Raw genomic sequence first — 26,112 nt, 5'->3', positions numbered from 1 at the left:
ATGAATGCAAATTGGATCGGATGAAACGACCGGCCGCGACGTGAAGCGCCCGGCATCCGGCCCGACGGGAGGGACCATGACGAGCCGCACCGGACGACACTTCCTGCACATTCCGGGACCGAGCCCGGTGCCGGAGCGCGTGCTGCGCGCCATGGATCGGCAGGTGATCGACCATCGCGGGCCGGAATTCGGCGCGCTCGGCCGCGAGGTGCTGGAGGGCTGCCGCACCATCTTCCGCACCAAGGGGCCGGTGGTGATCTATCCAGGCTCCGGCACGGGGGCTTGGGAGGCGACGATCGTCAACACGCTCTCGTCGGGCGACCGAGTGTTGATGTTCGAGACCGGCCACTTCGCCACCCTGTGGCGGCAGATGGCGGCGCGCTGGGGCATCGAGGTCGAGTTCGTGCCCGGCGACTGGCGCCACGGCGTCGACCCGGCCCTGGTCGAGGCCAAGCTCGCCGAGGACCGTGCTCATGCCTTCAAGGCGGTGATGGTGGTCCATAACGAGACCTCCACCGGCGTCACGAGCCGCATTCCGGCGATTCGCAAGGCGATCGACGCCGCCGGGCACCCGGCGCTTCTTCTCGTCGACACCATCTCCTCGCTCGGCTCGGTCGATTACCGCCACGACGAATGGGGCGTCGATGTCACCGTCAGCGGCTCGCAGAAGGGGCTGATGCTGCCGCCGGGCCTCGGCTTCACCGCGATCTCGGACAAGGCGTGGACGGCCGGACGATCCAACAATCTCCCCCGCTCCTACTGGGACTGGGAGGAGATGCTGAAGCCCAACGCCAACGGCTACTTCCCCTACACACCTGCCACCAACCTGCTCTACGGCCTGCGCGAGGCAGTGGCGATGATGCTGGAGGAAGGCCTCGACAACGTCTTCGCCCGCCACCAGCGGCTCGCCGCCGCGACCCGTGCCGCCGTCGAGGCCTGGGGCCTCGAAGTGCTGTGTCAGAACCCGGACGAGTACTCGCCGGTGCTGACCGCGGTGATGATGCCCGACGGCAAGGGCGCGGACGCCTTCCGCGCCCTGGTGCTCGAAAAGTTCGACATGTCGCTCGGCGCAGGGCTATCGAAGCTCGCCGACAAGATCTTCCGCATCGGCCATCTCGGCGAGACCAACGACCTGACCCTGATGGGCGCCCTGTCCGGCGTCGAGATGGGGCTGGCGGCAGCCGGCGTACCGCACAAGAGCGGCGGCGTGCTCGCCGCCATGGCGAGCCTGCGCTCCGGCCTCGACGGCTGATTCCGTCGATCGCCCCCGCGCTCCGAGGAGCCGCGCGCCAGACGCGGGCTCGGGGCGCGTTCGCCCATAAAATCGGAGGAGATTCCCGATGATCACGATCCCACGCCGCGTGACGGCGCCGGGCATGGTGCTGTTCCTGCTCTGCCTGATGTACTTCATCACCTATGTCGACCGGGTCAACGTCGGCACCGCCGGGCCGGCGATCAAGGGTGAACTCGGCCTCACCAACACCGAACTCGGCCTCGTCTTCTCGGCCTTCGCCTATCCCTACGCGGTGTTCCAGATCATCGGCGGCGCCATGGCCGACAAGTGGGGCGCACGGCGCACGCTGTTCATCTGCGGCCTGATCTGGGCGGCGGCGACGGTGGCGACCGGTTTCGTCGGCGGCGTGGTCTCGCTGTTCCTCGCCCGCTTCGCGTTGGGCTTCGGCGAGGGCGCCACCTTCCCCACCGCGACGCGGGCCATGCAGTCCTGGGTGGCCAAGGATCAGCGCGGCTTCGCGCAGGGCATCACCCACTCCTTCGCCCGCTTCGGCAACGCGATCACGCCGCCGCTCGTCGTGCTGATGATGGCCTATGTGGGCTGGCGCGGCGCCTTCGTCGTGCTCGGCATCGTCAGCTTCGCCTGGGTGCTGGTCTGGGCGTTCTACTACCGGGACGACCCGCGCGAGCATAAGAGCATCACGAACGAGGATCTGCAGCGGCTCGCGATCCATGACCGGACCGCCAAGCCCGCCGCCAAACCGCCGGTGCCGTGGCGCCGGCTGATCCCGCGCATGGCGCCGGTGACGCTGACCTATTTCTGCTACGGCTGGTCGCTGTGGCTCTACCTCAACTGGCTGCCCTCGTTCTTCAAGGACGGCTACGGCCTCGACATCAAGAACTCGGCCCTGTTCGCCTCGGGCGTGTTCTTCGCCGGCGTCGTCGGCGACACGCTCGGCGGCGTCGTCTCCGACCGCATCCTGAAGAAGACCGGCGACCTGCAGAAGGCGCGCCGCAACGTGATCTGCCTCGGCATGCTCGGCGCCGCCGCCTGCCTCGCGGGGGTGTTCTTCACCAAGGACCTCACCCTGGTGGCGCTGCTGCTCAGCGGTGGCTTCTTCTTCCTCGAGCTGGTGATCGGGCCGATCTGGTCGGTGCCGATGGACATCGCGCCCCAATATGCCGGCACGGCGAGCGGGCTGATGAATTTCGGCTCGGCGTTTGCCGCGATCGTCTCGCCGCTCACCTTCGGCCTGATCGTCGATCTGACCGGCAACTGGATCCTGCCGTTCGCCGGCTCGATCGGCCTGCTGCTGCTGGGTGCGGGGCTGGCCTTCACCATGCATCCCGAGCGCCCGTTCGAGGACGAGCCGGCGCCCCTGACCCCGCGGGCGGTGCCGGCGGAGTAGGAGTCCGCCCCGTTTTCGCTCCGTCGCCGCCGATGCGGCGACGGTTCAGGGCGCGGGGAAGCGGCGCTGGAGGTCGGCCAGGATCTCGACCGCCTCGGCGGAGAGACCCGATTCCCGCACGGCCTTGAGGCTGCGATCCTCGGGTCCCGGCGCGGTCGCCGGCTCGAACTGGCGGCGGTGGGCCTGATCGAGGATGTCAGCGATCCGGTCGCCGACCGCCATGGCAATGGCGGTCGAGTCCGGTCCTTCCGAGCGGTGGGCATGCATGCGCTGGAGCGCATCGGCGATCTGCCGCTCGAAGGCCTGGAACAGCGCGTCGGCGGCCTGCGGGCTCATCCGCATCAGGGCGCCCGCGGCCGCGCAATAGGTCTCCTTCAGCATGTACAGGGTCAGGCGGTCGATGGCCTGCTCGTCTTCGTCCCCCGGCTTCGCCATGCGCTCTCTGTCCCGCATCCTCTGGTCCGAACCCGTGCCCGGCCGAAACGGTGGGGCACGGATTCGTCCCTTCCTTTACAGGATGGGGGATGGGGCCTGCCAAGCCTGATCGCCCGCCGACGTCGCCGGGGCTGTTGCCGGCGGCGCGGCACCGGCAAGATGCGATCGGACGGGACGGGGCCTCAGCCCGAGGGCGGGGTCAGGATGACCTTGCCCTCGAACGGGTTGCTCCGGCTGTTGGCGCCGGTGCAGGCGAAGGTCTTCTCGCCGGCCGAGACCGTACGGAGGCGCAACTGCCCGCGCCCATCCCGCTTGACCGTGTACCCCTTCTCGCTCGCCACGTGGACGAGGTCGCCGTCGGCGTGGAGCACGCGGCCGTTCTCGAACTGGCCCGGCATAGTGATCGTCACCGGCTGATCGGCCCGACTCACCACGTTGAGCGCCACGTTGGTGTCGGCCGGCAGACGCAGTTCCGCCGGCTGGCAGACGGGACGTCCGTCGCGCATCTCGACGGTCAGTTCGACCGGCGGCATCGCGTCGCTGTCCGGCGGCGGCAGCGGTTTCCCCTGGGCCAGGGCGGCGGCCGGCAGGGCGAGGCCGGTCACGGCGGCGAGCAGAACGGACGGGAGGCGGAGACGGGTCGAACGATGGGGCATGCGCGAATCCTTCGCGGTGGGTCCGGGGCGCCCTCCGGCACGGCGGGTGCGGCCGCGCGGGGACGCCGGTTCCTCCGGGCAAGAAGCCATCCCTTGACCCTGTTCCGATCCGCGACGCCCCGCCGCGTGACCGGCCGGCCGCGGCCGAGCACGCGCCGGTTCCGGACGCCCCCGAGACGGCCGTTCGCGCTTTCATCTGCGATCGCGAGGCGAAGCCGAAAGGAAGACGAACCGCGAGCGATCAACGAACCGGTCTGACGGGGGATCCGAGGCCTCGCCTGCCGCCTCGGCGGCTATGGCCGCCCCTCGTCGGAGTGCGGCGGGGGCCGGCGTCCCCGCCGTCCGAACCGGGACGGCGGGGGGTGTCGTTCGCACGACCGAGCCGATACGCAACGTGGCTCCCCCGTAGAATGACCGCGACCGGTTAGCCGACGGTCAATGCCGGAAACGGGCGACGTGCCGGAACGGGACCGTGTCCTACCAAATCCGGGCGATCCCTTCGCGACAGCGGATTTGGCCGTCGCTCAAGAGCCGCATCAGGCCTCCGGCGCGGCGGACGGCGGCATGAGCGGGGGAGGGGGCGCGAAGACGAGGCGCTGGTAGACGAGGCCGATGGCGATCAGGCAGCCGCCGAGCCCGAGGAAGGACAGGGCCCGCAAAGGCCCCTCCAGCCCCGAAAGGTCGAGCAGGAACACCTTGAGCGTCGCCAGCCCAACGAGCACGGCGGAGGCCAGCCGTGCGGTGGCCGAGCCGCGCAGGATACCGTAGCCGAGGGCGATCAGGCCGAGGGCGAGCCACGCCGCCGAGTAGGTGTACCACTCGGCCTGCCCGGTCTCGCGGTCGAGCCCGAGCCGCTCGCCCTGGAAGCCGTGCCGCACGGCGAGGCACAGGGCGAGGAAGCTGAGCGCCAGCCCGAGACCACCCGCCATCCGCACGAACCAGACGGGCCGCACGTCCCGCGCCGCCCGCGCCAGCGCGAAGGAAGCCGCCGCCGGAAGCGCGTAGGCGAGTACGGCGTCGTTCAGGACGAGCCCGCCCGCGACCGGCTCGTCGGTCAGGAGGGGGTTGGCGGCAAGCCCGAGGCCGAGCGCGCCCTGGAGCAGGGCGAGGCAGGCGAAGGCGAGGCCACCGAAGCGGATCACCGGCGAGGGCGAGGGGCCGGAGAACCACGTCAGCACCCCGGAGAAGCCGAGGGCGGTCAGCGTCGTCAGCCCCTGCTCCAGCACGCTCGTGCCGGGGGCGGAGAGGTCGCCGCCATGGAGCGCGTGGCGGATCTCCAGGAAGACGAACAGACCCGAGAGGAGCAGGCTCAGGGCCTGCGCCACCTGTTCCGGAATGTCGGCCGGCCGCCCCGGCCGACGGATCACCCAGGCAGCGAGGCCGAAGCACAGGGCCGGCAGGCCGTAGGCGGTCACGAGCCCGTTCAGGATCGGCGTGCGCGACAGATCCGCCCCGATCAGGGCCGGATCCCAGGCGAGACGCGCGGCGACGAGGGCGGCGAGCCCGGCCACGCACCAGCGCAGCGCCGGGATGTCGAGGCGCCGGGCGATCAGGCCGGTGGCGAGGGCTGCCCCGGCCAGGGCCGGCGTCAGCGAGCCGCCCGACAGGGCGAAGACGAGACCGAGGCACAGGCTCGCCACCGCCGCCGCGGCGAAGGCGCCGAGCCCGAGCGCCAGGGCCGGGGAGGGGGTCTGGTCGCCCTGGCGTCGGCACAGGGCGGCAAGGCTGCAGAACCCCGCGGCCAGGACACCCGCCGCGGCGGCGAAGCCCGGCGCCACCGCCCCGCCCGCGATCCGCAAATAGACGAGCACGAGTGCGGCGAGCGGGGCCGCCGCCGCGCCGGCCGCGAAGGTCAGCGCCGTGGCGTAGGGCAGGCCGCTGCCGCCCAGGAGCCGCAGCGCGCCGATTGCGGCGACCGCGAGCGAACCGGCTACGGCCAGCGCGATCAGCAGGCCGGGATTCGCGGCTCCGTACCAGAGGAGGAAGAAGGGGGTGACCGCGGGGTCTGACGCCTGCGGCCAGAGCATGAGGGCGCCCGCGAGCGTCAGGGCCGCAACGGCGCTGCCGGCGGCGGCGGGCGCGGCCACGAGGCCTGCGAGCGCGGGCAGAACGGTCGCGGCCAGGGCCGCGCCCGCCCAGCCCGGACCGCCGTCGGTGGCCGTCAGGCCGAGCACTGCCAGCGCCACGCCGCCCGCGAGCGCGAGGGCGAGGGCGGCAAAGCGGTCGAGCCGTGCCTGCGCGTCGGGCACCCCGCGGCCCGGCAGGACGGCGAAGACAAGCACCGCCAGCGCCTGCTGCAGCACGAGGTGAGCCTGCACGGCCAGGCTCTGGCCGGGCAGGAGCGTGAGGAACAGGGCCCAGGCCGCGGCACCGAGGCCGGCCGCCACCGCCAGCGCGCGCCAGCCCTTCGCCCACGCGAAGGCGTAGGCACTGCCCGCCACCACCGGCAGGTAGAGGGCGAGGGGCCACAGGCTCGTGCCCCCGCCGCCGACGAGGAGCGGCGTGGCCAGCGCCCCGACGAGACCGATCCCGGCGAGCGCCGGCCCGTGCAGCAGGGCGGCGAACATGGCGGCAAGGCCTGTCACCGCGAGCCCGGCGAAGGCGAGACCCGGCCCGATGAAACCGTAGAGCGCGTGCGCGGCGTAGACCGCTCCGAACAGGCCGACTGTGCCGGCAGCGGTGACCATGGCCGGCACGTCGGGCCAGGCCGGGGGGACCGACGCGGCCCCGCGCAGGCGCCGTCTCAGGACCTCGCCGAGCCCGACGAGGCCGAAGGCGAGGGCGAACCCGCCGACGATCCGCACGCCCGGCCCGAACAGGCCGCGCTCGGCCGAGTAGCGCACCAGCAGAACCGCGCCGAAGGCGAGAGCGAGGCCACCGACCCAAACGGTCCAGCGGGTGCCGAAGCGCTCCTCGATGGACGGGGCCGGGGAGCGGTCAGGGGGCAGGGCAGGGGAGGACGCGGATACCGGTTGCCCCGGCGTCACGGCCGGGACGGCGCTGCGCGGCGTCGCGAGTTCGGGCGGCGGCTCCGGCGGCCGGACATCGCGCGGCTCCGGCGCCGCAGCGGGCGCTGCGGCCGGGATCGGCGCAGGGCCGGCGATCGGACGCGCCTCTACGAGGGCGAGGCGCCGCTCGAGAACCTGAATCCGATGCCGCTGCCGCAGCGCCAGCAGCAGGGCCGCCGGACAGGACAGGGCGAGCGCCAGCGCGATCAGCACCGCACTCAGGAAAAGTCCATCGTCCATCGACCGCCCGCCCGCTTCGAGAGCGGCGAAGCTAGCCTCGTTCCCGAACCGGATGGGTGCGGGGGCTCACACGCTCGTGAATCAGCGCGCCACGCATCCTATAGATCGCGCGGTCTTGCAAATGACGAGCGGCCTGATCGTCAGGCAGTGCCGCTTCAGCGAACGAATGCAAGATAAAGACGGCAGCCTTCGCGCTCGACCACGGCGCAGCGACAATCGATCTTCAGACAGGCAATGGATAAGCGCACGGAATCAGGGACAACAACATCTGCGCCGACCTCGACATCGACGCCATCGGGTGTCTCGTCCCAAACGAGGCATCCAATATCACCACGGCTCTCTGAAGATGAAATCAGTCCTACCTTGAAAGCATCCTGCAGAAATAAGTCACGGTAACCTTCCAACATCGGTTAACTCCGCGATCGCCTCAGATCCGCAGCAAAAGGTTACGGTTAATGCTTCCTAAAATCACGCAGAAAATGACTTCTCACAGTGCAAAAAACCTGTTGCGCGGCGGACAACTTCATGGAAGCCAATTCGGATTGGCTATTCGTTCTTCGGCTAAGTGCCTATCCGCTTAGCCTTTTGGCGCCATTGCAACCGGCGGCCCCGAATCAGCTGAGGCTCTCCGAGCCTACGCTTGGGCTAGGCCTCGCCCCCGCCGGCGCGACACACGGAAAGCAGCCGAGGCCCCGCGCCGTCCACCTCAATCGTCCGGCCGCCGCGCGCGGCGACTTGACCCGCCCCGGCGCGGGCCTCACCATTCAGTCTACGCGCGTAGACTAAGGTACAAGAGGCGTGGCGACAGGCCGGTTGGCGAGCATCCCGTTCTTCAAGGAACCGGGTGTCGATCTCTCCCCATTCGAGACGCGCTGCCATTGGCGGCGCTTCGACGAGAACGAGACGCTCGTCGATTACGACGACATCTCGACCGATGTGTACTTCCTCGCCATGGGCGAGGTGCGCATCCTCAACCGGTCCCAGTCCGGCAAGGAGGTCATCCTCGGCGAGATGCGCACCGGCGCCTTCTTCGGCGAGCTGGCGGCGCTGGACGGCATCGGCCGCTCGGCCAACGTCACCGCGCTCACCCGCGGCGAGGTCTGTGTGGTGCCCGCCCCGGTCTTCCGCCAGATCGTGTTCGCCTCGGAAGCCATCGCCGACCGGCTGTTCCGCCTGCTCGCCAAGCGCGTGCGCGAGCTGAACACCCGCCTGATGGAGCACGCGCTGCTCGACCTGCGCCACCGACTCTACGCCGAGCTGCTGCGCCTCTCGGTGCCGCGGGCGGGCCAGGACGGGGAGCGGGTGGTGACGCCGCCGCCCTACCACCACGTGCTGGCCGCCCGCATCGGCTGCCGTCGGGAGCAGGTGACCCGCGAGTTCACGGTGATGGCGGGCGAAGGCCTGATCGACCGCACCCGCGGCGCCCTCGTCATCCGCCGCCCCGACCTGCTGGAGGCGCGGGTGCAGGAGGCGCTGCGCGAGGACGCGTGAGGCGTCCGGATCACCGTTTTTTGATCATCGCCCTCCGCAACAGACAAGTCGCCGAAATCCCTCGCGACGCCGGTCCGAAGATCCATCTTGCACGCCAGCACCTCCCATCCGGAACAGAGGCTCCGCCTGGAGCGGATCACTAAGCGCTTCGGCCCGCACACGGCGGTCGATGACGTCTCACTCGATCTGGCGGGGGCTGAGTTCTTCTGCCTGCTCGGTCCCTCCGGCTGCGGCAAGAGCACCCTGCTGCGGATGGTGGCCGGATTCGAGACGCCCGATTCCGGCACGATTCGGCTCGGCGAGACCGACCTGACCGCGCTGCCGCCGCATCGGCGGCCGGTCAACATGATGTTCCAGTCCTACGCGCTGTTCCCGCATCTGAGCGTGGCGGCCAACCTCGCCTACGGGCTGAAGGGACTGGGCTTGAGCCGGGCCGAGAGTGCCGAGCGGGTGAAGGCGCTGCTCCGGCTCGTGCGGCTCGAAGGGTTCGAGGCGCGCCGCCCCGACACGCTCTCCGGCGGGCAGCGCCAGCGGGTGGCGCTCGCCCGCGCGCTCGCCCGCGAGCCGCGCCTGCTGCTCCTCGACGAGCCGCTCGGGGCGCTGGACCGGGCCTTGCGCGAGGAGACGCAAGGGGAATTGCGGGCGATCCAGCGGCGGCTCGGGACGAGCTTCGTCGTCGTCACCCACGACGCCGAGGAGGCGATGGCGCTCGCAGACCGGATCGGCGTGATGGAGCGCGGGCGCCTCGTGCAGGTGGGGCCGCCGCGCGAACTCTACGAGCGCCCGGCGAGCCGCTACGTCGCGGGCCTGCTCGGCGACGTGAACCTGATCGACGGCCGCCTCGGGCGGGCGGAATCAGGCGGCGTGCGTCGCGTCGAGACCGCCCTGGGCTTCCTGCGCGCGAGCGGTGAGGGCGAGGCGGGCAACCCGGTCGTGGTCGCGATCCGGCCCGAGCGGCTGGTCGTGAGCGGGCAGGGGGAAGGCATGGCGGAGGGGCTCCCCGGCCGGTTGACCGAGGCGACCTTCCTCGGTGACCGCATCCGCTACCGGGTCGAGATGGCCAACGGTACGACCCTGCGCGCCTCCGCCGCCCTGCCGACCGCCGGCCCGATTCCGGCCGTCGGCGAGACCGTCGCCGTCGCTGTGCCCGCCGACGCCGCGCGGATCCTGCCGGCATGAGCGGCCTGTCGCCACAACAACAACCAACCGGCGATGACCGCGCATCGCCGGTTGACCCCGCGAATGCGGGGCGGCGGGCATCCGCCGAACGCAGGGAGGCCGGCCATCGGTCGGCGTCACTGCAGCGTAAGATCGGCCGGGGCCTCGTCCGGGGCCTGCCGCTGCTGTGGCTGGCTCTGTTCTTCCTCGTGCCCTTCGCGGTGACGCTGAAGATCAGCTTCTCCTCGCCGGCCACCGCCCAGCCGCCCTACCTGCCGGTGCTGGAATGGGATGGCGGCCTGGAGGGCTGGCGTGAGTTCTTCGAGGCGCTCGACTTCCAGAATTACGGGATGATCGCGGCCGACGCGCTCTATCGCGACGCTGCCCTCTCCTCGCTCGGCTACGCTGCGCTCGCCACCGCGATCCTCGTTCTGATCGGCACGCCGACGGCCTACGCCATGGCCCGCGCCTCTTCGCGCTGGCAGCCGATCCTGGTAGCGCTCGTCATCGTGCCGTTCTGGACGAGCTTTCTCATCCGGGTCTACGCCTGGATCGCGATCCTCAAACCCGAGGGATTGCTCAACGCGGGCCTGCTCAAGCTCGGCCTGATCGCCGCGCCGCTGCCGATCCTCGACGGCCCGTTCGGCGTGCTGATTGGGCTGACTTACGCCTACCTGCCCTTCATGGTGCTGCCGCTCTACGCGGTGATGAGCCGGCTCGACCCGGCCCTCACCGAGGCTGCGGCCGATCTCGGCGCGTCGCGGGCGCGGGCCTTCTTCACCGTCACGCTGCCGCTGAGCCTGCCCGGCCTCGCCGCCGGGGCGCTGCTCTGCTTCATCCCAATGGTCGGCGAGTTCATCATCCCCGATCTGCTCGGCGGCTCGGACACGCTGATGCTCGGGCGCGTGCTGTGGAGCGAGTTCTTCTCCAACCGCGACTGGCCGCTCGCTTCCGCCGTGGCGGTGCTGCTGCTGATCCTCGTGGTCGGGCCCGTGGTGCTGTTCCGCGAGGCGGAGCTGCGCCGGGAGGAAGCGGCGGAAGGGGCCAGCCGATGAGCCTCTTCGCCCGCACGGCGCTCGCCCTGGCGCTGATCTTCCTCTACGCGCCGATCCTCGTGCTGATCGTCTACTCGTTCAACGCCTCGAAGCTCGTCACGGTCTGGGGCGGGTTCTCGACCCAGTGGTACGGCGTGCTGTTCCGGGACGGGCCGCTGATCGCCGCCGCCCTCGTCTCACTCAAGGTCGCGGTCCTCTCGGCCAGCATCGCCGGCGTGCTCGGCACCTGCGCCGCGCTCGCGCTCGACCGGCACGGGCGCTTCCTCGGGCGCGGCGCCTATACCGGTCTCCTCTACGCGCCGATGGTGATGCCGGAAGTCATCACCGGGCTGTCGCTGCTGCTGCTCTTCGTCGGCATCGGCCTCGACCGAGGCATCGCGACCCTGGTCATTGCCCACGCGACCTTCGCCACCGGCTTCGTCGCGGTGGTGGTCGGCGCACGCCTGAAAGGTCTCGACCGCTCGCTGGAGGAGGCTGCCGCCGATCTCGGCGCCGGGCCGGCCCGCGTCTTTCTCAGTGTCACCCTGCCGCTGATCGCGCCGTCCGTCGCCGCCGGGTTCCTGCTCGCCTTCACCCTGTCGCTCGACGACCTCGTGATCGCGAGCTTCGTCTCGGGGCCGGGCGCCACCACCCTGCCGATGCGGATCTACAGCCAGGTCCGGCTCGGGGTGAATCCGGAGATCAACGCCGCCTCGACCCTCATGATCGCCATGGTCGGCCTCGTGGTGCTGGCCGCCTCCTGGCTGACGGGACGGAAGGGCGCGGCGGTGTAGCGATGGTCGCGCGCGGCCCTTCACTGTGCTAGCCCCGCCCCATGTCGAGCGATGCGCCGCGGGGCGTCTTCATCACCTTCGAGGGCGGGGAGGGGGCGGGTAAGTCCACCCAGATCGCGCGCCTTGCCGAAGCCCTGAGGCAGGCGAGCGGGCGCGAGGTCGTGACCACCCGCGAGCCCGGCGGCACGAAGCGGGCGGAGGAGCTGCGCGCGGCGCTGCTGCGCGGCGTGGCCAAGCCCTACGGGCCGTTTGCCGAGGCGCTGATGTTCGCCGCCGCCCGCATCGATCATATCGAGGGGCTGATCCGCCCCGCGCTCGCCCGCGGCGCGATCGTGCTGTGCGACCGCTTCTCCGACTCGACCCGCGCCTACCAGGGCGCGGCCGGCGGCCTGGAGCCGGGGCTGATCGCCAGCCTGGAGCGGGTGACGCTGGAGGGCCTGCGCCCCGACCTCACCCTGATCCTCGATCTGCCGCCCGAGGCCGGGCTCGCCCGAGCGCAAAGGCGCGGGGAGGGGCCCCCCGCCGACCGCTTCGAGGCGGAGGGCCTGCACTTCCATGAGCGGCTGCGGGCGGCCTTCCGCGCCATCGCCGAGGCGGAGCCCGAGCGCTGCCGCCTCATCGATGCCGATCTCGGCCCCGACGCGGTCGAGGCCCGGATCCGCGAAGCCGTCTCCGCCTGGCGGCCGGACCTGCTCGCGGCCGCGGGGGAGGGCCACGATCATGCGGCCTAGCTCCGCCCGCGACGCTGCCCGCACCGAGGCCGAGGCGGGCGATCTCGCCAACATTCCGCGCCCGCGCGAACAGACCCGCCTCCTTGGCCATGCCGCGGCGGAGGCCGCCTTCGCCCGCGCTCTGGCCGCGGGCCGGCTCCACCACGCTTGGCTGATCGGCGGCCCTGCGGGCATCGGCAAGGCGACGCTGGCCTACCGCGTCGCGCGCCGGCTCGTCGCCGATCCGCGCTCGCTTCCGGCCCCCGACTCCCTCGACGTGCCGGAGGATCATCCGGCCGCGCGCCAGGTGGCGGCCCTGTCGCATCCGAACCTCGTGGCGCTCCGCCGGGTCCAGGCCCCCGGCGCCAAGACCCTGCCGACCCGCATCTCGGTCGATGCCGCCCGCGAGGCGCTCGCCCTGTTCGGCTCGACCGCGGGCGGGGAGGGGGGCTGGCGCGTCTGCATCGTCGACAGCGCCGAGGATCTCAACGCCAACAGCGCCAACGCCCTCCTCAAGATGATCGAGGAGCCGCCGCCGCGGGCGATCTTCCTCATCGTCTCGCACGCGCCCGGCCGCCTGCTGCCGACGATCCGCTCCCGCTGCCGGGCGCTCTCCCTGCGCGCCCTCCCCGAGGCCGACGTCCGCACGGTGATCGAGGGTTTCCCGCCCCCCTTCGCCCGGCCCGATGCGGCGGCCCTGGGGCGGGCGGCGGCGCTGTGCGAGGGCTCGGTGGCTCGCGCCGTGGCCCTGCTCGATCCGGCCACCGCCGCGGTCGAGGCGGAGGTGTCGGCGCTGCTGGCCGGCCTGCCCGAGCCCGATGGGCGGCGCGTCCTCAAGCTCGCCGAGACGCTGGCCGGCCGCGATGCCGAGGGGCTTCTGGCCACCGCCCTCGACACGATTCAACGCCACGTCGCGGCCGAACTCGACCGGCGCCAGGGCGAGGGTCCGGCGCGCCTGCTCGGGCTCGTCGAGGCGGCCGAGCGCATCGCGTCCTCCGCCCGCGAGGCGGCGATCTACAACCTCGACCGCCGGCCGCTGGTGCTCGCGGCCTTCCGCGAACTGGCCGCCGCCGCACGGGCATGAGCGGAAGCCGAAGTCGCCCTTCCCGAAGGGAGCAGCCGGCTTCAGCCTGAGACGCGTTCAGCGCCCCAGCACGGCCATCCGCCCCTCCATATCGATGGCGAGCACGAGCGGAGCCGGGTCCCCCGCGCAGGCGGCGGTGGGGATCTGCATCAGGAAGCCGATCCGGCCCGGCCGCGTCGAACCGGTCACGGCGGCGAGGTCCTTGCGCCACCGGCGCGGCCGATCGAGGCCGATCAGGCGGCCGGAGCAGTAGACGGCCAGCAGGTAGGTCTGCTTCGGCCGCGCCGGATCGTAGGCGTAGGCCGAGACCACGGTATCGACCGGCGAGGCGGGCTCGATGCCCTCCAGCGCGGCCTGCATCGATGGGGGAAGCGCGAGGCCGCGGCCCTCGATCGTCGCTTTGGCCGCACCGGGGCCGGTCCAGGCCTCAGGGGGCAGGGCGGCCAGCGCCGCGCGCGCCCGCCGCTCGTGCCCGTTGTTGCGGGCGGTCTCGGCGCTGCCCCAGGCGGCACAACCGGCAAACATCAGCAGGTAGGCGGCCAGCCCGCGCTTGAGGGTGGCGGGCGCGGCCGCGTCGATGCGGCGGCGCAGGGCGCGGTAGAGCGCGAGATCGAAGGGCCCGAGCAGCGCAGCGAGCCCGAGCGCGGCCATGACGGCGGTGAGGCCGTAGGCGAAGCCGGACCAGTGGGCGGGCACCGCCCAGGCAGTCAGCACCAGCACCGGGACGTGGATGAGGTAGAGCAGGTAGCTCGCATCCCCGAGGGCGAGCGCCGCCCGCGTCGCGGCGCCCTCACCCCTTGCCTGACGGGCCGAGGCCGCGGCCCCCACGAGCAGCAAAGCCGCGATCCCGCCGAGCCAGCGCGCCGCATCGCGCTCGACGAAGAGGCAGGCGGCGAACAGCGGCAGCGCCAGCAACCCGGCCACGGGTGTCATCCGGCCGGAGGCGATCAGCCGGGGCAGCAGCAGGCCGCCGGCGAAGGGCACGCAGGCGGCCATCAGGGGAAGCAGATAGGCCGGCGGCAGGACCAGATCGCGCGAGGCTGCCGGCAGCAGCAGGAAGGCCGCCGCCAGCAGAGCCAGCCAGAGGACGGCCAGCGGCACGATGCGGCGGGCGAGGCCGGCGCTCGCCAGCAGGAACAGGCCGACATAGAAGCTCGTCTCGAAGACGAGGGTCCACTCGACGTTGAGCGCGTAGCTGCGCGGGCCGGCGGGCGCGAGCGACAGGGAGAGCGGCGCGAGACCGCCGAGGCTCAGGCCGAGGGCGGCGAACACAGCGGCGAACAGCGCCACGACCGCGAGATAGGTCGGGAAGATTCGCGAGATCCGGTGCGCCAGAAACACCAGGGGGCGGTCGCGCACCACGAGACCCGCCATGAGGGAGCCCGAGATCGCGAAGAAGACGGCGACGCCCCACAGCCCCATCATCGCGTCGAAGGTCGGGAACAGACGGTCCGCGCCGCGCAGGAGCTGGGCGTAGACCGCCGCGTGGTGGACGAGCACCACCGCCGCCGCGACTCCGCGCAGGATCTGGATGTTGGCCAGGCCGGCGGTCGCGCGGCGGCCGACCGGGGCGGAGACGGCCTCCGGGGCGACGCTCGGTGCGAGGCCGGTCGACGGATGTGCGGCGACCAGCGGCGCCGTCCGTGCGGGCCTGGACAACCTCCTGGCGAGACGTGCGAGCATGACGATGCGTGGTCCGACCCCAGCGGGCGCGACGGATCCCCGCCGGCTTACGGACCTGACCCGTACCGAAGACTTGGGCGGTTTTGGTGTGACGGCGGCGTTCCTCGGCGCCTGCTGCCGTTCGGCCACAGGCTGCGCGGCAGACCTGCCGTTCGGGGGGATGAGACGCGGAACCGGCCTAGACCGCTGACGTTCCGTCCCGGCCGAACAGGAAGCCGCCATGCTCGATCTCAACACCGCGACCGCCGAGGAACTGGATGAGGTGCCGGCGCTGAAGGGCCACGGCTTCGAGATCGTGCGCTACCGCGAAGAGCGGGGCCGCTTCACCAGCCTGCGCCAACTCGATGAAGTGCCGGGCCTCAGCGGCAAGACGGACGGCATCGCGGGACAGGTCGCGGTTGTGGAGGACTGAGCCGTTCGCGGGGTGATCGGGGGCACCAAAAGTTCCCGGAATTTTGCAGTCTTTCCCCCGATGATTTTCGGACCCAAGCGCCGAGCTTTGCGTTTTTGCAGGACAGGCCGCCGGTTAGGCCACTCCCGCTGCCCACTCTTTCAGACAAACGGAGATATTTTACTATGGCTACCAAGCAGAAAACTTTGCACGACGCGTTCTATGAGACGCTGAAGGATGTTTATTACGCGGAAAAGCAGTCCGTGCGTGCGCTGAAGAAATCGGCCAAGGCGGCCGAGCACGAGGACCTGCGCCAAGCCTTCGAGACCCACGCCGAGGAAAGCGCCAATCAGGTCGAGCGGCTGCAGCAGATCTTCGAGATCATCGGCAAGCCGGCGCGCGCCAAGACCTGCGAGGCGATGCAGGGCCTCACCTCCGAGATGGAGGAGGATCTCGAGGATTTCGAGGACAGCCCGGCGGCCGATGCCGTGCTGGCCGCGTGCGCGCAGGCTGTGGAGCACTACGAGATCGCCCGCTACGGCACGCTGAAGACCTGGGCGAGCCAGCTCGGCTACGCGGACGCCGCCAAGCTGCTCGATGAAACCCTGCAGGAAGAGAAGAAGACCGACCAGTTGCTCACGCAGATCGCCGAGAGCCTCAATGCCGAGGCCTCGGACGGCACCGACGAGGGGGGCGAGGGAGAAGCGAAGGGCAAGAGCCGCCGCAAGGCCGCCTGAAACCGGCCGCTTGAAATAGGTCCTGGACCCACCGAGACGAAGAAGGCGCCGCTAGGCGCCTTTTTTCGTTGTCAGCGATGGGCTGCGAGCCGACGATCCGAGGCGTCGCTCAGATCAAGGCACCGATGAGCGTGGCGGCCCCGATCAGCGCCACGCACGCACCGAGCTGAACGGTGCGAAAGGTTTCGGCCGATAAGCGGCGATTATCGTTGGCAGCTTGGCCGCGCGCGTGCAGCAGGTAGCGCTCAAGGTCCGGCTCTGGAAGCTCGACCCACTGCTCGTCGGTCTCGCGAATTCTGGCGATGGACATGCAGACATTCCCCGAAGACACCGGCGATGACCGCTCGACGCTTCTGAATCACGCTCGAGCCGCACTACTCGGCCGCCCCATTGGCAGCAAGGATTAAACCGAGGCCCGATCCCGTGTCCATGCAAAATAGATCATTTTGCAGATTAATGTGCATCATAATGCAATAATGTCGGGTCTCGCTCCTGCCCAGCCGCGATCCATGCATTCAGCGAATATCTGGCATTTGGTGTCTGGTATACCAAAAGGTGCGCCGCGGTGGCACATACGCTGCAACGCAACACACCGCAGACACACCGGACAGGACGCTTCCCATGATCTCTCTGGCTCTCCTCGCTGCCGTCGCTGCTGGCGCCGTCAACATTGCCCTGGTCACCCTGGTGGCCAACCGCCTCGGCCCGAAGGCCGGCACTGCTTCCGCCGGTGAATTCGCCGCCATCGGTGGTGCGGCGCCCACCGTCCAGCGCGGTGCGGTCAAGGTCGGCAACGAGAACCTCTCCCCCCTCGCCGTCCGGCGCGCCGCCTGAGCGCCCTCCACGGATCCATCACGATCGAGAAAGCCCCGCCGGGTCCCCGGCGGGGCTTTCTTGCGTTTGGAACTAGCCGCGGCGGGAAAGCGGTGTCGTGCCCTCGGGGCGTGGGGTCCGGTTGCGTCGCGGCATGGTTTCGCGCCACAAGGCTCTTCAGTCCGACCGACCCTTCGTATCCGGGACATCCTCTGACGTGAGCGCGAGCGAGAAGGCGAACGAGCCCTTCCTCATCACCACGGCGATCTCCTACCCCAACGGCGCGCCGCATATCGGCCACGCCTACGAGGTGATCGCCACCGACGCCATCGCCCGCTTCCACCGCCTCGACGGGCGCGACGTGCTGTTCACCACCGGCACCGACGAGCACGGCCTCAAGATCCAGCAGACGGCCGCCAAAGCCTGCGTGACACCGCGCGCCTTCGTCGACGACATGGCCGGGCGCTTCAAGGCGGTGGCCGACCGGCTCGACTGCACCTACGACCGCTTCATCCGCACCACGGAAGCCGACCACTACGCCGCCGCGCAGGAGCTGTGGCGGCGCATGGAGGCCAACGGCGACATCTATCTGGCCAAATATGCCGGCTGGTACTCCGTGCGCGACGAGGCCTATTACGACGAGGCCGAGACCGTTCTGGGTCCCGACGGCGGCCGCCGCTCGATCAAGACGGACACGCCCGTCGAGTGGATGGAGGAGGAGAACTACCTCTTCCGTCTCTCGAAGTATCAGGAGCCCCTGCTCAAGCTGTACGCGGAGCAGCCGGACTTCCTCGGTCCCGAGACGCGGATGAACGAGGTCGCGAGCTTCGTGCGCTCCGGCCTCAAGGATCTCTCGGTCAGCCGCACCACCTTCGACTGGGGCGTGCCGGTGCCGGATCATCCCGGCCACGTCATGTATGTCTGGGTCGATGCCCTGACCAACTACCTCACGGTGACGGGCTTTCCCGACGCGGAAGCTCCGAACGCCCGGTTCTGGCCGGCGAGCCTGCATATCATCGGCAAGGACATCGTCCGCTTCCACGCGGTCTACTGGCCGGCCTTCCTGATGTCGGCCGGACTGCCGCTGCCCAAGCGCGTGTTCGGCCACGGTTTCTTCCTGAGCCGCGGCGAGAAGATGTCGAAGTCGCTGGGCAACGTGGTCGATCCGCTCGATCTCGTCGGCACCTACGGCGTCGATCCGGTGCGCTACTTCCTCCTGCGCGAGGCCCCCTTCGGCGGCGACGGCAATTACGACCACGAGGCGATCATCAACCGCATCAACGCGGATCTCGCCAACGATCTGGGCAACCTCGCCCAGCGCTCGCTCTCGATGATTGCGAAGAATTGTGAGGGCACGGTGCCCGATCCCGGCGCCTTCACGGAGGCCGACGAGCGCCTGCTCGCGGCCGCCGCCGCGCTGCCGGACAAGGCGCGGGGGCTGATGCAGAATCTGGCGCTCCACGCGATCCTGGCCGAGATCTGGGCTGTGGTCGGCGAGGCCAACCGCTATTTCGCCTCCGAGGAGCCGTGGAAGCTGCGAAAGAGCGATCCGGCGCGCATGAACACGGTGCTCTACGTCACGGTCGAGACCCTGCGCCGGGTCGGCCTGATGGTGCAGCCCTTCGTGCCGACGGCGGGCTCGGCTCTGCTCGATCTCCTCGCCGTGCCGGTGGATCGACGCAGCTTCGCCTTCACCGGCGAAGAGCACCGCCTGCGGGGCGGCACGCCGCTGCCCGCCCCGGCGCCGATTTTTCCGCGGTTCGAGAAGCCGGAGGCGATGGCCTGAGAGGGCCGTCCTCGCCCGCATCGCGCCCTCCTCCAATAAGATTCATCAAAAGCGACTATGCTGGTCGACAGCCACTGCCATCTCGACTTCCCGGACTTCGCGCAGGACATTCCCGGCGTGATCGCCCGCGCGGCACAGGCCGGCGTGACCCGCCTCCTCACGATCTCGACGCGGATTGCCAAGGCCGACAGCTACCGCGCGCTGGCCGAGGCGCACGCGGCGGTCTGGTACACGGTGGGCACCCACCCGCACGGCGCCGCCGAGGAGCCGGACGTGCCGGCCGAGACGATCGCCGCGCTCGCCGAGGCTCCGCGCTGCGTCGGCATCGGCGAGGCGGGGCTCGACTACCATTATGAGGACGCCGCGCCGGAGGCGGTGCAGGAGCGGGTGCTGCGCGCCCATATCGAGGCCGCGCGCCTCTCCGGGCTGCCGCTGGTGATCCATTCCCGTGATGCCGACGCCCATATGGAGGCGGTGCTCACCGACGAGATGGCGAGGGCGCCGTTCAAGGCGGTGCTGCACTGCTTCTCGTCCGGCGCCCGGCTGGCTGAGGTCGGGGTCGAACTCGGCCTGTCGGTTTCCTTCTCCGGCATCGTCACCTTCCGCCGGTCGGACGCGCTGCGCGACATCGCCCGCAGCGTGCCCCTCGACCGCATCCTGGTCGAGACCGACGCGCCGTTCCTCGCGCCCGAGCCGCACCGGGGCCGGCGCTGCGAGCCGGCCTACACCGCCGACACCGCGCGGGTGCTGGCCAAGGCGCTCGACCTGCCCTTCGAGGATTTTTCCGCGCGTACGACGGCCAACTTCTACCGGCTGTTCTCGAAGGCCGCGGCGATCGAGGGCGTCCGCGCATGATGAAAGGGGAGGGCGCATGCCGGTCTTGAGCCTGCGCATCCTCGGCTGCGGCTCGTCCGGCGGCGTGCCGCGGGTCGGCTACGGCTGGGGCGCCTGCGATCCGGCCGACCCGCGCAACCGCCGCCGCCGCTGCTCGCTGCTGGTCGAGCGGCGCCCAGGAAACGGGCAAGGAAACGAAGGGGAGGGGGCCACCACGGTGCTGGTCGACACCTCGCCGGACCTGCGCGAGCAACTCATCGATGCCGGCGTCACCCGCCTCGACGCCCTGCTCTACACCCATGCGCATGCCGACCACACCCACGGCATCGACGATGTCCGGCCCCTCGTCATCCACATGCACCGGCGCATCCCGGTCCATGCCGATCCCCTCACCCGCGCGATGCTGATCAAGCGCTTCGGCTACGCCTTCGAGACGCCTCCGGGCAGCCTCTACCCGCCGATCCTCGACCTGCACGAGATGCGGGCGGGCGAGCGCCTCGCCATCGAAGGCGCGGGTGGGCCGATCGAGGCGGAGGCCTTCCGCATGGAGCACGGCAACGAGATCGCCCACGGCTTCCGCTTCGGCCCCGCCGCCTACGCGCCGGACGTCAGCGTGATGCCCGAGGCGGCCAAGGCGCGCTTGCACGGTCTCGACCTGCTCATCATCGATGCCCTGCGCGAGACCCCTCACCCGTCGCACTATTCGGTCTCGGATGCACTGGCACTGATCGAGGAGGTGGCCCCGCGCCGGGCCATCCTGACCAACCTCCACACCGATCTCGACTACGCGACCTTGGCGAGGAAGCTGCCGGCGAACGTGGTGCCGGCCCATGACGGGCTGAGCGCGACCGTCGATCTCTGAGGGATCAGGCGCGAACGCCGCGCATCTCGGGCCGGAAGAACAGGCCGGCCTTGAGGCTGTCGCCGATGCGATGCGCCCGCTCGACGATCTCGGTCGCGATCTCCGGCTCGAAAACCTCTCGCGCCGTCTCCTCGAACAGGCCGAGCCAGCGCGCGAAATGCGCCGGCGCAATCCCTTCGATGCCGAGATGGCGGCCGAACGGGTTGCCCTTGTAGCGGCCGGTCTTCAGCAGCACCGAGGACCAGAAATCGCGGATCGTGGCGAGGTGGCGCGGCCAGGCCTCGTCCGGGATTTTTTCCGCGAAGACCGGCCCGATCAGCGGGTCGTGGCGCACCCGCGCGTAGAAGGCATCGAGGAAGGCGGCGAGCGTCGCCTCGGTCAGTTCGGTCTGCTTCATGGGACGGACCGGGAAGGCGGGGAGGGGGCTTTTCAAGCGAAACGACATCCCTGCCCCGGTCGGTTCCGGGGTCAGTTCCGGGCGAGCGAGGGCTGGATCAGGCCCGCACCGACGAGGATCTGGGCGGCGGCCGCCTTGGCGAGCTGGCGGTAGCCGGCATCGGTCATGTGCAGTCCGTCGGGGCCGATCATCTGGGCCGGGGTCATCAGCCCGTGCGTGACCCAGGACTGCATCAGGGCGCGGCGGCGGATCACCGGCACGCCGAGTTCGGCGGCGAGCGCGTGAAGCGCCTCGCCGTAGCGCTCGGCGCCCTCCACGCCCGTGAGCTTCTGGCACCATTGCTGGTCCATCAGCACCACGTCGGCACCCGTCGCCCGGATCGCCAGGATGCCCGCACGGGTCAGTTGGACGAAGCGCTCCAGCGGCACCCCGGCGAGCGGATCGTTGCTGCCGGTTTGCCAGACCACGAGATCCGGACGCTCGGTCAGCACGTCGCGCTCCAGGCGCCGCGCCATCGCCTCGGAGGTGTCGCCGCCCTTGCCGCGGTTGATCACGGTGATCGAGCGCGGGCTCGACGCGCCGATCTGGAGGCGCTCCTCGAGGTCACGCTCGAGCAGGGCAGGGTAGGCCATGGCCGGCGACGAGGCGCCCGCCCCTTCCGTCGATGAGGAGCCGAAGGCCACGATCCGCACCTCGCCGTCCCGTCCGAGCAGCGAAGCGAGCCGGACGAGCTTCGTCGGCAGGCGCTCGGCCGAGGCCGGCATCTGCGAGGCCGGGACCGAAGCGGAGATCGGCGGCGCATCGGGCTGCGCGCAGGCGCCGGACAGGCCGAGCGGGCCGGCGAGGGCGGTGGCGAGGATTAGTCCAGGAAGCGTGCGGAACGACATGGCGAAGCGTCTGACAGCCGGTTCTGTTTCCCGATCCTGCCGCTGGTGCCCGACGATTGTGACGATTGCGAGGGATCGGGTCCGCGTTCGCCGACACCAATCCCAACCGATCGGCATGCGGCCGATCTCATGCGGCCGATCTCATGGTGCGGGCGATATCGGCAGCCAGGGGCGGAAAACCGGGAAAATCCCGGGAAGTTATGGTTAATGGTTGCGGAAAGGCGGCCTGCAGGCGCCCTCAGGTTCCATAATATATCTTATGCGAACAGCTTGGACGCGGCTGGAGCAGGCGTTTGGCAACCGGATGACCGACGGTCGGCAGCGGCCGGATCGTTTCGTGGAAGCTCACGACGACGCGGAGCCGAATGCCTAGCGCTCGACCGGAAACGGTATGACTTCAGGCTCGCTGGAGGCGCCCTGCCCCGGTCGGCACCGTCCGACGCCGGTCCCGTCAAGCCGCGGCGGGCGCAGGCCCGGTGGCAAAGACGAGACGGACGACCGTGCCGCCCTCGTTGGCGTAGGACAGCGTGCCGTCGAGCTGCGCAGCCAGCCCCTGGACGATCCGGAAGCCGAGGCTGCGGCTCGCCGCCGGGTCGAAGCTCGCGGGAATCCCCGGCCCGTCGTCGGCGATGCTGAGCGCCGCCTGTCCTCCGTCGAGGGTTTCGAGCCGGATGGTGATGGTGCCGCGCCCGCTCCCCTGAAAGGCGTGCTTCAGGGCATTCGTCACCACTTCCACCACGAGCAGCGACAGGGTGGTGAGGCGGGCGAGGTCGAGGCGCACCGGCGGCACGTCGACGAGGCAGACGATGTTGCGCGCACCCGTGGCGCCGAGCAGGTCGGTGCAGAGCTCCTGGAGGTACGTGCCCACGGGCAGGTCGGCCAGGGCCGGGTCGTAGAGGCGGCGATGGATGCGCGCGATCGTCTCCAGCCGGGTCTGCGCCTCGTCGAAGACGCCGACCGCTTCCTGCGGGTTCTCGACGACCTTGCGTCGCTGCAGGGCGAGCAGGGCCGCCACGAACTGCATGTTGTTGGCGACCCGGTGCTGCAGCTCCTGGAACATGGTGCGCTGCTGCTCGTAGAGTTGCGCGCTGACCGCCCGCTCCGCGCTCAGGCGCTCGCCCGCGACACGCATCAGGTGGATGAGGGCGATGTCGACGGCGACGATGAAGGCGTAGAAGCCGAGCGCCAGCCCCGTCTGCGCATCAAGCCGGAAGGTGCCGGCCTCGCCGATGAAGAAGTACCACGCGGCGAGCCCCGAGAGCACCGCGCAGACGATCCCCGGCCGCAGGCCGAAGAAGAACGTCGTCAGGATCACCGCCGGGAAGAAGGTCAGGAACGGGAAGCCCGGCGGCAGCACGTCGTCTAGGGCATGGCGCAGGGCGACCGCGACCCCCGTCGCCCCCAGGGCGGCGGCGTCGCCGAGCCACGAGGGCGCGGGCGGCCGCCCAGCGGCTGGGGCGAGGGGAGACGACATTGCGATGGGAAAGATCCACGACGGTGATTCGAAGGAACTCTAACGGGTTTTGAGGCCCATTCTGTGTCCCGGTCACCGCGGTGCCGGTTTTTCGGTGCCGGTTTCTCCCGCCCGTCCTTGGATCGGCCGGGGATGACATCGCTTCCGGTCGCTTCCTTCGGTCCCGCCTCCCCTGTCACCAGCCCCGCGCGGGACGGGGCCGCGCCCTCACCTTCCCCGAGACCGTCCCTGACTTTGCCCGCCTTCAGCCGGCCCTGGCTCGTGCCGCGCGCCGCCCGGCGATCTCGGCGATGAGGATGCCGCCGAGCACGAGGAGGAGCGCCAGCCCCTCGGCCCCGCCGAAAGGTTCCCCCGCCAGCAGCACGGCGAGCCCGGCGCCGAAGACCGGCACGAGGTTCACGAACAGCCCGGCCCGGTTCGGGCCGATCAGTTCGACGCCGCGAATGAAGGAGAGCTGCGCCAGCAGCGAGGGCCCGAGCGCGACGAAGGCGACGATGGCCCAAGCCGTTGCGGTCGTGGGCCAGATCGCGCGGCCGAGCGCCCATTCGGCGGCCAGCGGCGGCAGCGAGGTGAGGAAGGCGGCGAGCGCCAGCGCGGTGAAGAAGGCGAGGCCCGACACCGGAGGCCGCCCGGTCAGCGCCACGGTGTAGCCGGCATAGACGAGGCTTGCCGCGAGCATCAGCCCGTCGCCGCGATTGAGGCCGAGATGGGCCAGCACCGCGAGATCGCCGTGGGTGGTCGCCACCGCGACGCCCACCAGGGTGACGGCGGCGCCCAACACCTGCCCGGCCCGCACCGGCACGCGGCGCACGGCGAAGTTCAGCGCCATGACGAAGACGGGAACCGCCCCCTGGATCAGCGCGACGTTGACGGCGGTGGTGTAGGTGCCGGCGGCGTAGAACAGGCTCGCGAAGATGGTGAAGCCGAAGGCCCCCATCAGGAACAGGTAGGGCCAGCGCTGCATCAGCCGGTCACGGTCCGCCAGGATGGCCCGGCGCGCCACCACCGCCAGCACCGCGAAGGCGAAGGCCCAGCGCAGGGTGGTGAGCACCTGCGGCGAGACCTCGCCGACCGCCCACTTGCCGGCCACCGTGTTGCCCGCCCAGAGCAGGGTGGTCAGCGTCAGGATCGGGTAGGCCGCGGCGGAGGCGCGGGCGCCGGGAGTGCCTTGGGTCACGCAGGGAATCCGTGCTCGGGGCTCGTACCGGTCCGATGCCATGCCGCGCAGGACGCGGAATAGCCACGGAAGGGCACGGCAGCCATTCGGTGAAGGGATCATCCCTCCCCGCTGCCGGGTTCACCCTAAGGGCCATTGCTCGAAGCCGCTTGAGCGGCTTCGCGGCGCGAAGAGCGCTGCGCGGAGCAGGCCTCGGCTTTGGCCGAGGCGTCGATCGGAGCGAAAGCCTGAGCCCGCGGAGGCGGGCGCCGGTGATTGAGGCCAGCAACAAAAATCCAGGGTGATCGCTTTCAAGCGATCGCCCTGGGTTCACCCTTTCGTCGGCTTGACGTTCCCCCTCGCCTGCCCGACTCCTCCCGCCGCACCGGAGCCGAACCCCTGCCCGATTTCAGACCCTCGCGCCGCCACGCCGATCTCGGACCCGACTTCTTCGACGTCGTGGCGCCCGCCGATTTCCCCTCGGCGATCCTGCGCTACCGCAATCAGTCCTGGGCGCGCCGCGTCGGGCTCGACGCGCTGTCGGACGAGGCCTGGATCGCCCATTTCGCGCGGTTCACCCCCCTGCCCGGCTCGTTCGAGCACCCGCTGGCGCTGCGCTATCACGGCCACCAGTTCCGCTCCTACAATCCCGATCTCGGCGACGGGCGCGGCTTCCTGTTCGCGCAACTCCATGACCTCCATGATCGCCGGCTGCTCGATCTCGGCACCAAGGGCAGCGGAACGACACCCTGGTCGCGCGGGGCGGACGGTCGGCTCACCCTGAAGGGCGGCGTGCGCGAGGTGCTCGCCACCGCCATGCTGGAGGCGCTCGGCGTCGAGACCTCGAAATCCTTCAGCCTGATCGAGACCGGCGAGGCGCTGGAGCGAGGCGACGAGCCCTCTCCCACCCGTTCGGCTGTGCTGGTGCGGCTGTCGCACTCGCACCTGCGCATCGGCACCTTCCAGCGCTTCCTGTTCCTCGAACAGCCGGAGGCCATCGCCCACCTCGTCGATCACGTGGTCGAGACCTACTATCCCGGCATCCAAGAGGCCGAGACGGCCGAGCGCGCGGCCCAGTTCTTCGAGGCGATGGTCGCGCGGGTGGCGCGGATGGGGGCGCAGTGGATGGCCGCGGGCTTCGTCCATGGCGTGCTCAACACCGACAACATCAACGTCACCGGCGAGAGCTTCGATTACGGCCCCTGGCGCTTCGTGCCCGTGCACGATCCGGCTTTCACCGCCGCCTATTTCGACGAGTGGGGCCTCTACAGCTTCGGCCGCCAGCCCGAGGCCCTGTTCTGGAACCTGAGCCGGCTGGCCGATTGCCTGCTCGGCCTCGTCCCCAAGGAGCGGCTGGAGGCGGGACTCAAGAGCTTCGGCCCGGCACTTCAGGACGCCTTCGCCGAGACGATCCTGTTCCGGCTCGGGGTGACGCCCGCGCAGGGGGAGGGCGAGGGGGCGGTCCACCGGCTGGTCGGCGCCTTCTGGGCCTTTCTCGAAAAGAGTCGCGCTCCGTTCGAGCAGGTCTTCTTCGACTGGCGCGGCGGGCTGGCAAGCGAGCCTCGCGCCGCCCGGAGCCCGGCGGGCGAGCACTACGCCGGCGACGCCTTCCGCCCGGTCCATGCCGCGCTCCAGGCGATGCGGCCCTCTGCCAATGCCAACCTCGACCATCCCTATTTCGCCCGCGAAAACCCCTGCACGATGCTGATCGACGAGGTCGAGGCGCTCTGGGCGCCGATCGCGGAGGCCAACGACTGGTCGGCGTTCCACGCCAAGCTGGCCGCGATCGAGACCATGGCCGAGGCCACCGGCACGCGCCCCCTCCCCCCGGAGAGCTGAG

Annotated in this window: 25 protein-coding genes; 15 read left to right on the top strand and 10 right to left on the bottom strand. The window is 70.5% G+C overall.

Annotation, left to right across the window (positions count from 1 at the left end; all coding sequences use genetic code 11):
• The first annotated feature begins 76 nt into the window (after positions 1-76).
• Both LPC10_RS21425 and LPC10_RS21420 read left to right on the top strand, forming a co-directional pair.
• On the top strand, positions 77-1,252 hold the full coding sequence (locus LPC10_RS21425) for an alanine--glyoxylate aminotransferase family protein (RefSeq protein WP_231344272.1): 1,176 nt from the start codon (positions 77-79) through the stop codon (positions 1,250-1,252).
• An 88-nt stretch (positions 1,253-1,340) separates the two neighbouring features.
• A complete protein-coding gene (locus LPC10_RS21420) occupies positions 1,341-2,642 on the top strand; it encodes an MFS transporter (RefSeq protein ID WP_231344271.1) in 1,302 nt (433 codons plus the stop codon).
• A 45-nt stretch (positions 2,643-2,687) separates the two neighbouring features.
• Here the strand turns inward: LPC10_RS21420 and LPC10_RS21415 are convergent, their stop codons facing one another.
• The 4 genes from LPC10_RS21415 to LPC10_RS21400 form a co-directional block, all read right to left on the bottom strand.
• The gene (locus LPC10_RS21415; protein WP_231344270.1) at positions 2,688-3,077 is read right to left on the bottom strand and encodes a hypothetical protein; all 390 of its coding nucleotides are present in this window, start codon (positions 3,075-3,077) and stop codon (positions 2,688-2,690) included.
• 182 nt (positions 3,078-3,259) lie between these two features.
• Complete coding sequence (locus LPC10_RS21410) at positions 3,260-3,733, bottom strand: anaerobic typically selenocysteine-containing protein (RefSeq protein ID WP_231344269.1); 474 nt, start codon at positions 3,731-3,733, stop codon at positions 3,260-3,262.
• Between the two features lie 536 nt (positions 3,734-4,269).
• Positions 4,270-6,981, bottom strand: a complete 2,712-nt coding sequence (locus LPC10_RS21405) for a DUF2339 domain-containing protein (protein WP_231344268.1) — start codon at positions 6,979-6,981, stop codon at positions 4,270-4,272.
• Positions 6,982-7,136: 155 nt separating this feature from the next.
• Positions 7,137-7,388 (bottom strand): hypothetical protein, encoded by a 252-nt coding sequence (locus LPC10_RS21400; RefSeq protein ID WP_231344267.1) that lies wholly within the window; start codon positions 7,386-7,388, stop codon positions 7,137-7,139.
• Positions 7,389-7,779: 391 nt separating this feature from the next.
• Here LPC10_RS21400 and LPC10_RS21395 point away from each other — a divergent pair, with 391 nt between their 5' ends.
• The 6 genes from LPC10_RS21395 to LPC10_RS21370 all read left to right on the top strand — a co-directional run bounded on the left by LPC10_RS21395 (position 7,780) and on the right by LPC10_RS21370 (position 13,252).
• Entirely contained in the window at positions 7,780-8,472 is a 693-nt protein-coding gene (locus LPC10_RS21395; RefSeq protein WP_012456405.1) for a Crp/Fnr family transcriptional regulator, read from the top strand.
• An 87-nt stretch (positions 8,473-8,559) separates the two neighbouring features.
• Positions 8,560-9,651, top strand: a complete 1,092-nt coding sequence (locus LPC10_RS21390; protein WP_231344266.1) for an ABC transporter ATP-binding protein — start codon at positions 8,560-8,562, stop codon at positions 9,649-9,651.
• Entirely contained in the window at positions 9,648-10,685 is a 1,038-nt protein-coding gene (locus LPC10_RS21385) for an ABC transporter permease (RefSeq protein ID WP_231344265.1), read from the top strand. The genes LPC10_RS21390 and LPC10_RS21385 overlap by 4 nt, the downstream gene beginning before the upstream one ends.
• Entirely contained in the window at positions 10,682-11,458 is a 777-nt protein-coding gene (locus LPC10_RS21380; protein ID WP_231344264.1) for an ABC transporter permease subunit, read from the top strand. The genes LPC10_RS21385 and LPC10_RS21380 overlap by 4 nt, the downstream gene beginning before the upstream one ends.
• A 41-nt stretch (positions 11,459-11,499) precedes the next feature.
• Entirely contained in the window at positions 11,500-12,189 is a 690-nt protein-coding gene (gene tmk / locus LPC10_RS21375; RefSeq protein WP_231344262.1) for a dTMP kinase, read from the top strand.
• A complete protein-coding gene (locus LPC10_RS21370; RefSeq protein WP_231344261.1) occupies positions 12,179-13,252 on the top strand; it encodes a DNA polymerase III subunit delta' in 1,074 nt (357 codons plus the stop codon). The genes tmk and LPC10_RS21370 overlap by 11 nt, the downstream gene beginning before the upstream one ends.
• Positions 13,253-13,309: 57 nt before the next feature.
• Here LPC10_RS21370 and LPC10_RS21365 read toward each other — a convergent pair whose 3' ends face one another.
• Complete coding sequence (locus tag LPC10_RS21365) at positions 13,310-14,911, bottom strand: acyltransferase (protein ID WP_231344260.1); 1,602 nt, start codon at positions 14,909-14,911, stop codon at positions 13,310-13,312.
• 244 nt (positions 14,912-15,155) lie between these two features.
• Here LPC10_RS21365 and LPC10_RS21360 point away from each other — a divergent pair, with 244 nt between their 5' ends.
• Together LPC10_RS21360 and LPC10_RS21355 are read left to right on the top strand one after the other, a co-directional pair.
• Positions 15,156-15,347 carry a helix-hairpin-helix domain-containing protein gene (locus LPC10_RS21360; RefSeq protein ID WP_108941892.1) on the top strand — a complete coding sequence of 64 codons (192 nt, stop codon included), beginning with the start codon at positions 15,156-15,158 and terminating at the stop codon, positions 15,345-15,347.
• 164 nt (positions 15,348-15,511) lie between these two features.
• Positions 15,512-16,063 carry a ferritin-like domain-containing protein gene (locus LPC10_RS21355; RefSeq protein ID WP_231344258.1) on the top strand — a complete coding sequence of 184 codons (552 nt, stop codon included), beginning with the start codon at positions 15,512-15,514 and terminating at the stop codon, positions 16,061-16,063.
• 109 nt (positions 16,064-16,172) lie between these two features.
• Here the strand turns inward: LPC10_RS21355 and LPC10_RS21350 are convergent, their stop codons facing one another.
• Positions 16,173-16,373, bottom strand: a complete 201-nt coding sequence (locus tag LPC10_RS21350) for a hypothetical protein (RefSeq protein WP_231344257.1) — start codon at positions 16,371-16,373, stop codon at positions 16,173-16,175.
• 311 nt (positions 16,374-16,684) lie between these two features.
• On the opposite strand from LPC10_RS21350, the gene LPC10_RS21345 reads away from it, so the two are divergent.
• The 4 genes from LPC10_RS21345 to LPC10_RS21330 all read left to right on the top strand — a co-directional run bounded on the left by LPC10_RS21345 (position 16,685) and on the right by LPC10_RS21330 (position 20,358).
• Complete coding sequence (locus LPC10_RS21345; RefSeq protein WP_231344256.1) at positions 16,685-16,897, top strand: hypothetical protein; 213 nt, start codon at positions 16,685-16,687, stop codon at positions 16,895-16,897.
• Between the two features lie 196 nt (positions 16,898-17,093).
• Positions 17,094-18,662, top strand: coding sequence for a methionine--tRNA ligase (gene metG / locus LPC10_RS21340; RefSeq protein ID WP_231344255.1), 1,569 nt, complete (start codon positions 17,094-17,096; stop codon positions 18,660-18,662).
• Between the two features lie 57 nt (positions 18,663-18,719).
• Entirely contained in the window at positions 18,720-19,517 is a 798-nt protein-coding gene (locus tag LPC10_RS21335; protein WP_231344253.1) for a TatD family hydrolase, read from the top strand.
• Between the two features lie 16 nt (positions 19,518-19,533).
• The gene (locus tag LPC10_RS21330; protein WP_231344252.1) at positions 19,534-20,358 is read left to right on the top strand and encodes an MBL fold metallo-hydrolase; all 825 of its coding nucleotides are present in this window, start codon (positions 19,534-19,536) and stop codon (positions 20,356-20,358) included.
• Positions 20,359-20,362: 4 nt separating this feature from the next.
• Here the strand turns inward: LPC10_RS21330 and LPC10_RS21325 are convergent, their stop codons facing one another.
• From LPC10_RS21325 to LPC10_RS21310, 4 genes are all read right to left on the bottom strand, one after another.
• On the bottom strand, positions 20,363-20,755 hold the full coding sequence (locus LPC10_RS21325; RefSeq protein ID WP_231347113.1) for a group III truncated hemoglobin: 393 nt from the start codon (positions 20,753-20,755) through the stop codon (positions 20,363-20,365).
• A gap of 71 nt (positions 20,756-20,826) precedes the next feature.
• On the bottom strand, positions 20,827-21,642 hold the full coding sequence (locus LPC10_RS21320; protein WP_231344251.1) for an SGNH/GDSL hydrolase family protein: 816 nt from the start codon (positions 21,640-21,642) through the stop codon (positions 20,827-20,829).
• Between the two features lie 451 nt (positions 21,643-22,093).
• Complete coding sequence (locus LPC10_RS21315) at positions 22,094-23,116, bottom strand: sensor histidine kinase (protein ID WP_231344249.1); 1,023 nt, start codon at positions 23,114-23,116, stop codon at positions 22,094-22,096.
• Between the two features lie 244 nt (positions 23,117-23,360).
• A complete protein-coding gene (locus LPC10_RS21310) occupies positions 23,361-24,293 on the bottom strand; it encodes a DMT family transporter (RefSeq protein ID WP_231344247.1) in 933 nt (310 codons plus the stop codon).
• Between the two features lie 438 nt (positions 24,294-24,731).
• On the opposite strand from LPC10_RS21310, the gene LPC10_RS21305 reads away from it, so the two are divergent.
• Positions 24,732-26,111: a protein adenylyltransferase SelO gene (locus LPC10_RS21305; RefSeq protein WP_231344245.1), complete on the top strand. Its 1,380-nt coding sequence runs from the start codon at positions 24,732-24,734 to the stop codon at positions 26,109-26,111.
• Position 26,112: the final 1 nt, after the last annotated feature.

Origin of the sequence: Methylorubrum sp. B1-46 (assembly GCF_021117295.1) — a bacterium.
Lineage (GTDB): Bacteria > Pseudomonadota > Alphaproteobacteria > Rhizobiales > Beijerinckiaceae > Methylobacterium.
Note: the sequence above shows the minus strand (reverse complement) of the source record. Positions and strands in the feature narration are given on the sequence as shown.

Bases quoted from the DNA above. Each gene is read 5' to 3' on its own strand.
- LPC10_RS21370 (WP_231344261.1), top strand. From the start codon at position 12,179: ATGCGGCCTAGCTCCGCCCGCGACGCTGCCCGCACCGAGGCCGAGGCG.
- LPC10_RS21415 (WP_231344270.1), bottom strand. From the start codon at position 3,077: ATGGCGAAGCCGGGGGACGAAGACGAGCAGGCCATCGACCGCCTGACC.
- LPC10_RS21345 (WP_231344256.1), top strand. From the start codon at position 16,685: ATGATCTCTCTGGCTCTCCTCGCTGCCGTCGCTGCTGGCGCCGTCAAC.
- LPC10_RS21380 (WP_231344264.1), top strand. From the start codon at position 10,682: ATGAGCCTCTTCGCCCGCACGGCGCTCGCCCTGGCGCTGATCTTCCTC.
- tmk (WP_231344262.1), top strand. From the start codon at position 11,500: ATGTCGAGCGATGCGCCGCGGGGCGTCTTCATCACCTTCGAGGGCGGG.
- LPC10_RS21405 (WP_231344268.1), bottom strand. From the start codon at position 6,981: ATGGACGATGGACTTTTCCTGAGTGCGGTGCTGATCGCGCTGGCGCTC.
- LPC10_RS21350 (WP_231344257.1), bottom strand. From the start codon at position 16,373: ATGTCCATCGCCAGAATTCGCGAGACCGACGAGCAGTGGGTCGAGCTT.
- LPC10_RS21325 (WP_231347113.1), bottom strand. From the start codon at position 20,755: ATGAAGCAGACCGAACTGACCGAGGCGACGCTCGCCGCCTTCCTCGAT.
- LPC10_RS21420 (WP_231344271.1), top strand. From the start codon at position 1,341: ATGATCACGATCCCACGCCGCGTGACGGCGCCGGGCATGGTGCTGTTC.
- LPC10_RS21320 (WP_231344251.1), bottom strand. From the start codon at position 21,642: ATGTCGTTCCGCACGCTTCCTGGACTAATCCTCGCCACCGCCCTCGCC.
- LPC10_RS21330 (WP_231344252.1), top strand. From the start codon at position 19,534: ATGCCGGTCTTGAGCCTGCGCATCCTCGGCTGCGGCTCGTCCGGCGGC.
- LPC10_RS21360 (WP_108941892.1), top strand. From the start codon at position 15,156: ATGCTCGATCTCAACACCGCGACCGCCGAGGAACTGGATGAGGTGCCG.
- LPC10_RS21335 (WP_231344253.1), top strand. From the start codon at position 18,720: ATGCTGGTCGACAGCCACTGCCATCTCGACTTCCCGGACTTCGCGCAG.
- LPC10_RS21410 (WP_231344269.1), bottom strand. From the start codon at position 3,733: ATGCCCCATCGTTCGACCCGTCTCCGCCTCCCGTCCGTTCTGCTCGCC.
- LPC10_RS21400 (WP_231344267.1), bottom strand. From the start codon at position 7,388: ATGTTGGAAGGTTACCGTGACTTATTTCTGCAGGATGCTTTCAAGGTA.
- LPC10_RS21385 (WP_231344265.1), top strand. From the start codon at position 9,648: ATGAGCGGCCTGTCGCCACAACAACAACCAACCGGCGATGACCGCGCA.
- LPC10_RS21355 (WP_231344258.1), top strand. From the start codon at position 15,512: ATGGCTACCAAGCAGAAAACTTTGCACGACGCGTTCTATGAGACGCTG.
- LPC10_RS21315 (WP_231344249.1), bottom strand. From the start codon at position 23,116: ATGTCGTCTCCCCTCGCCCCAGCCGCTGGGCGGCCGCCCGCGCCCTCG.
- LPC10_RS21425 (WP_231344272.1), top strand. From the start codon at position 77: ATGACGAGCCGCACCGGACGACACTTCCTGCACATTCCGGGACCGAGC.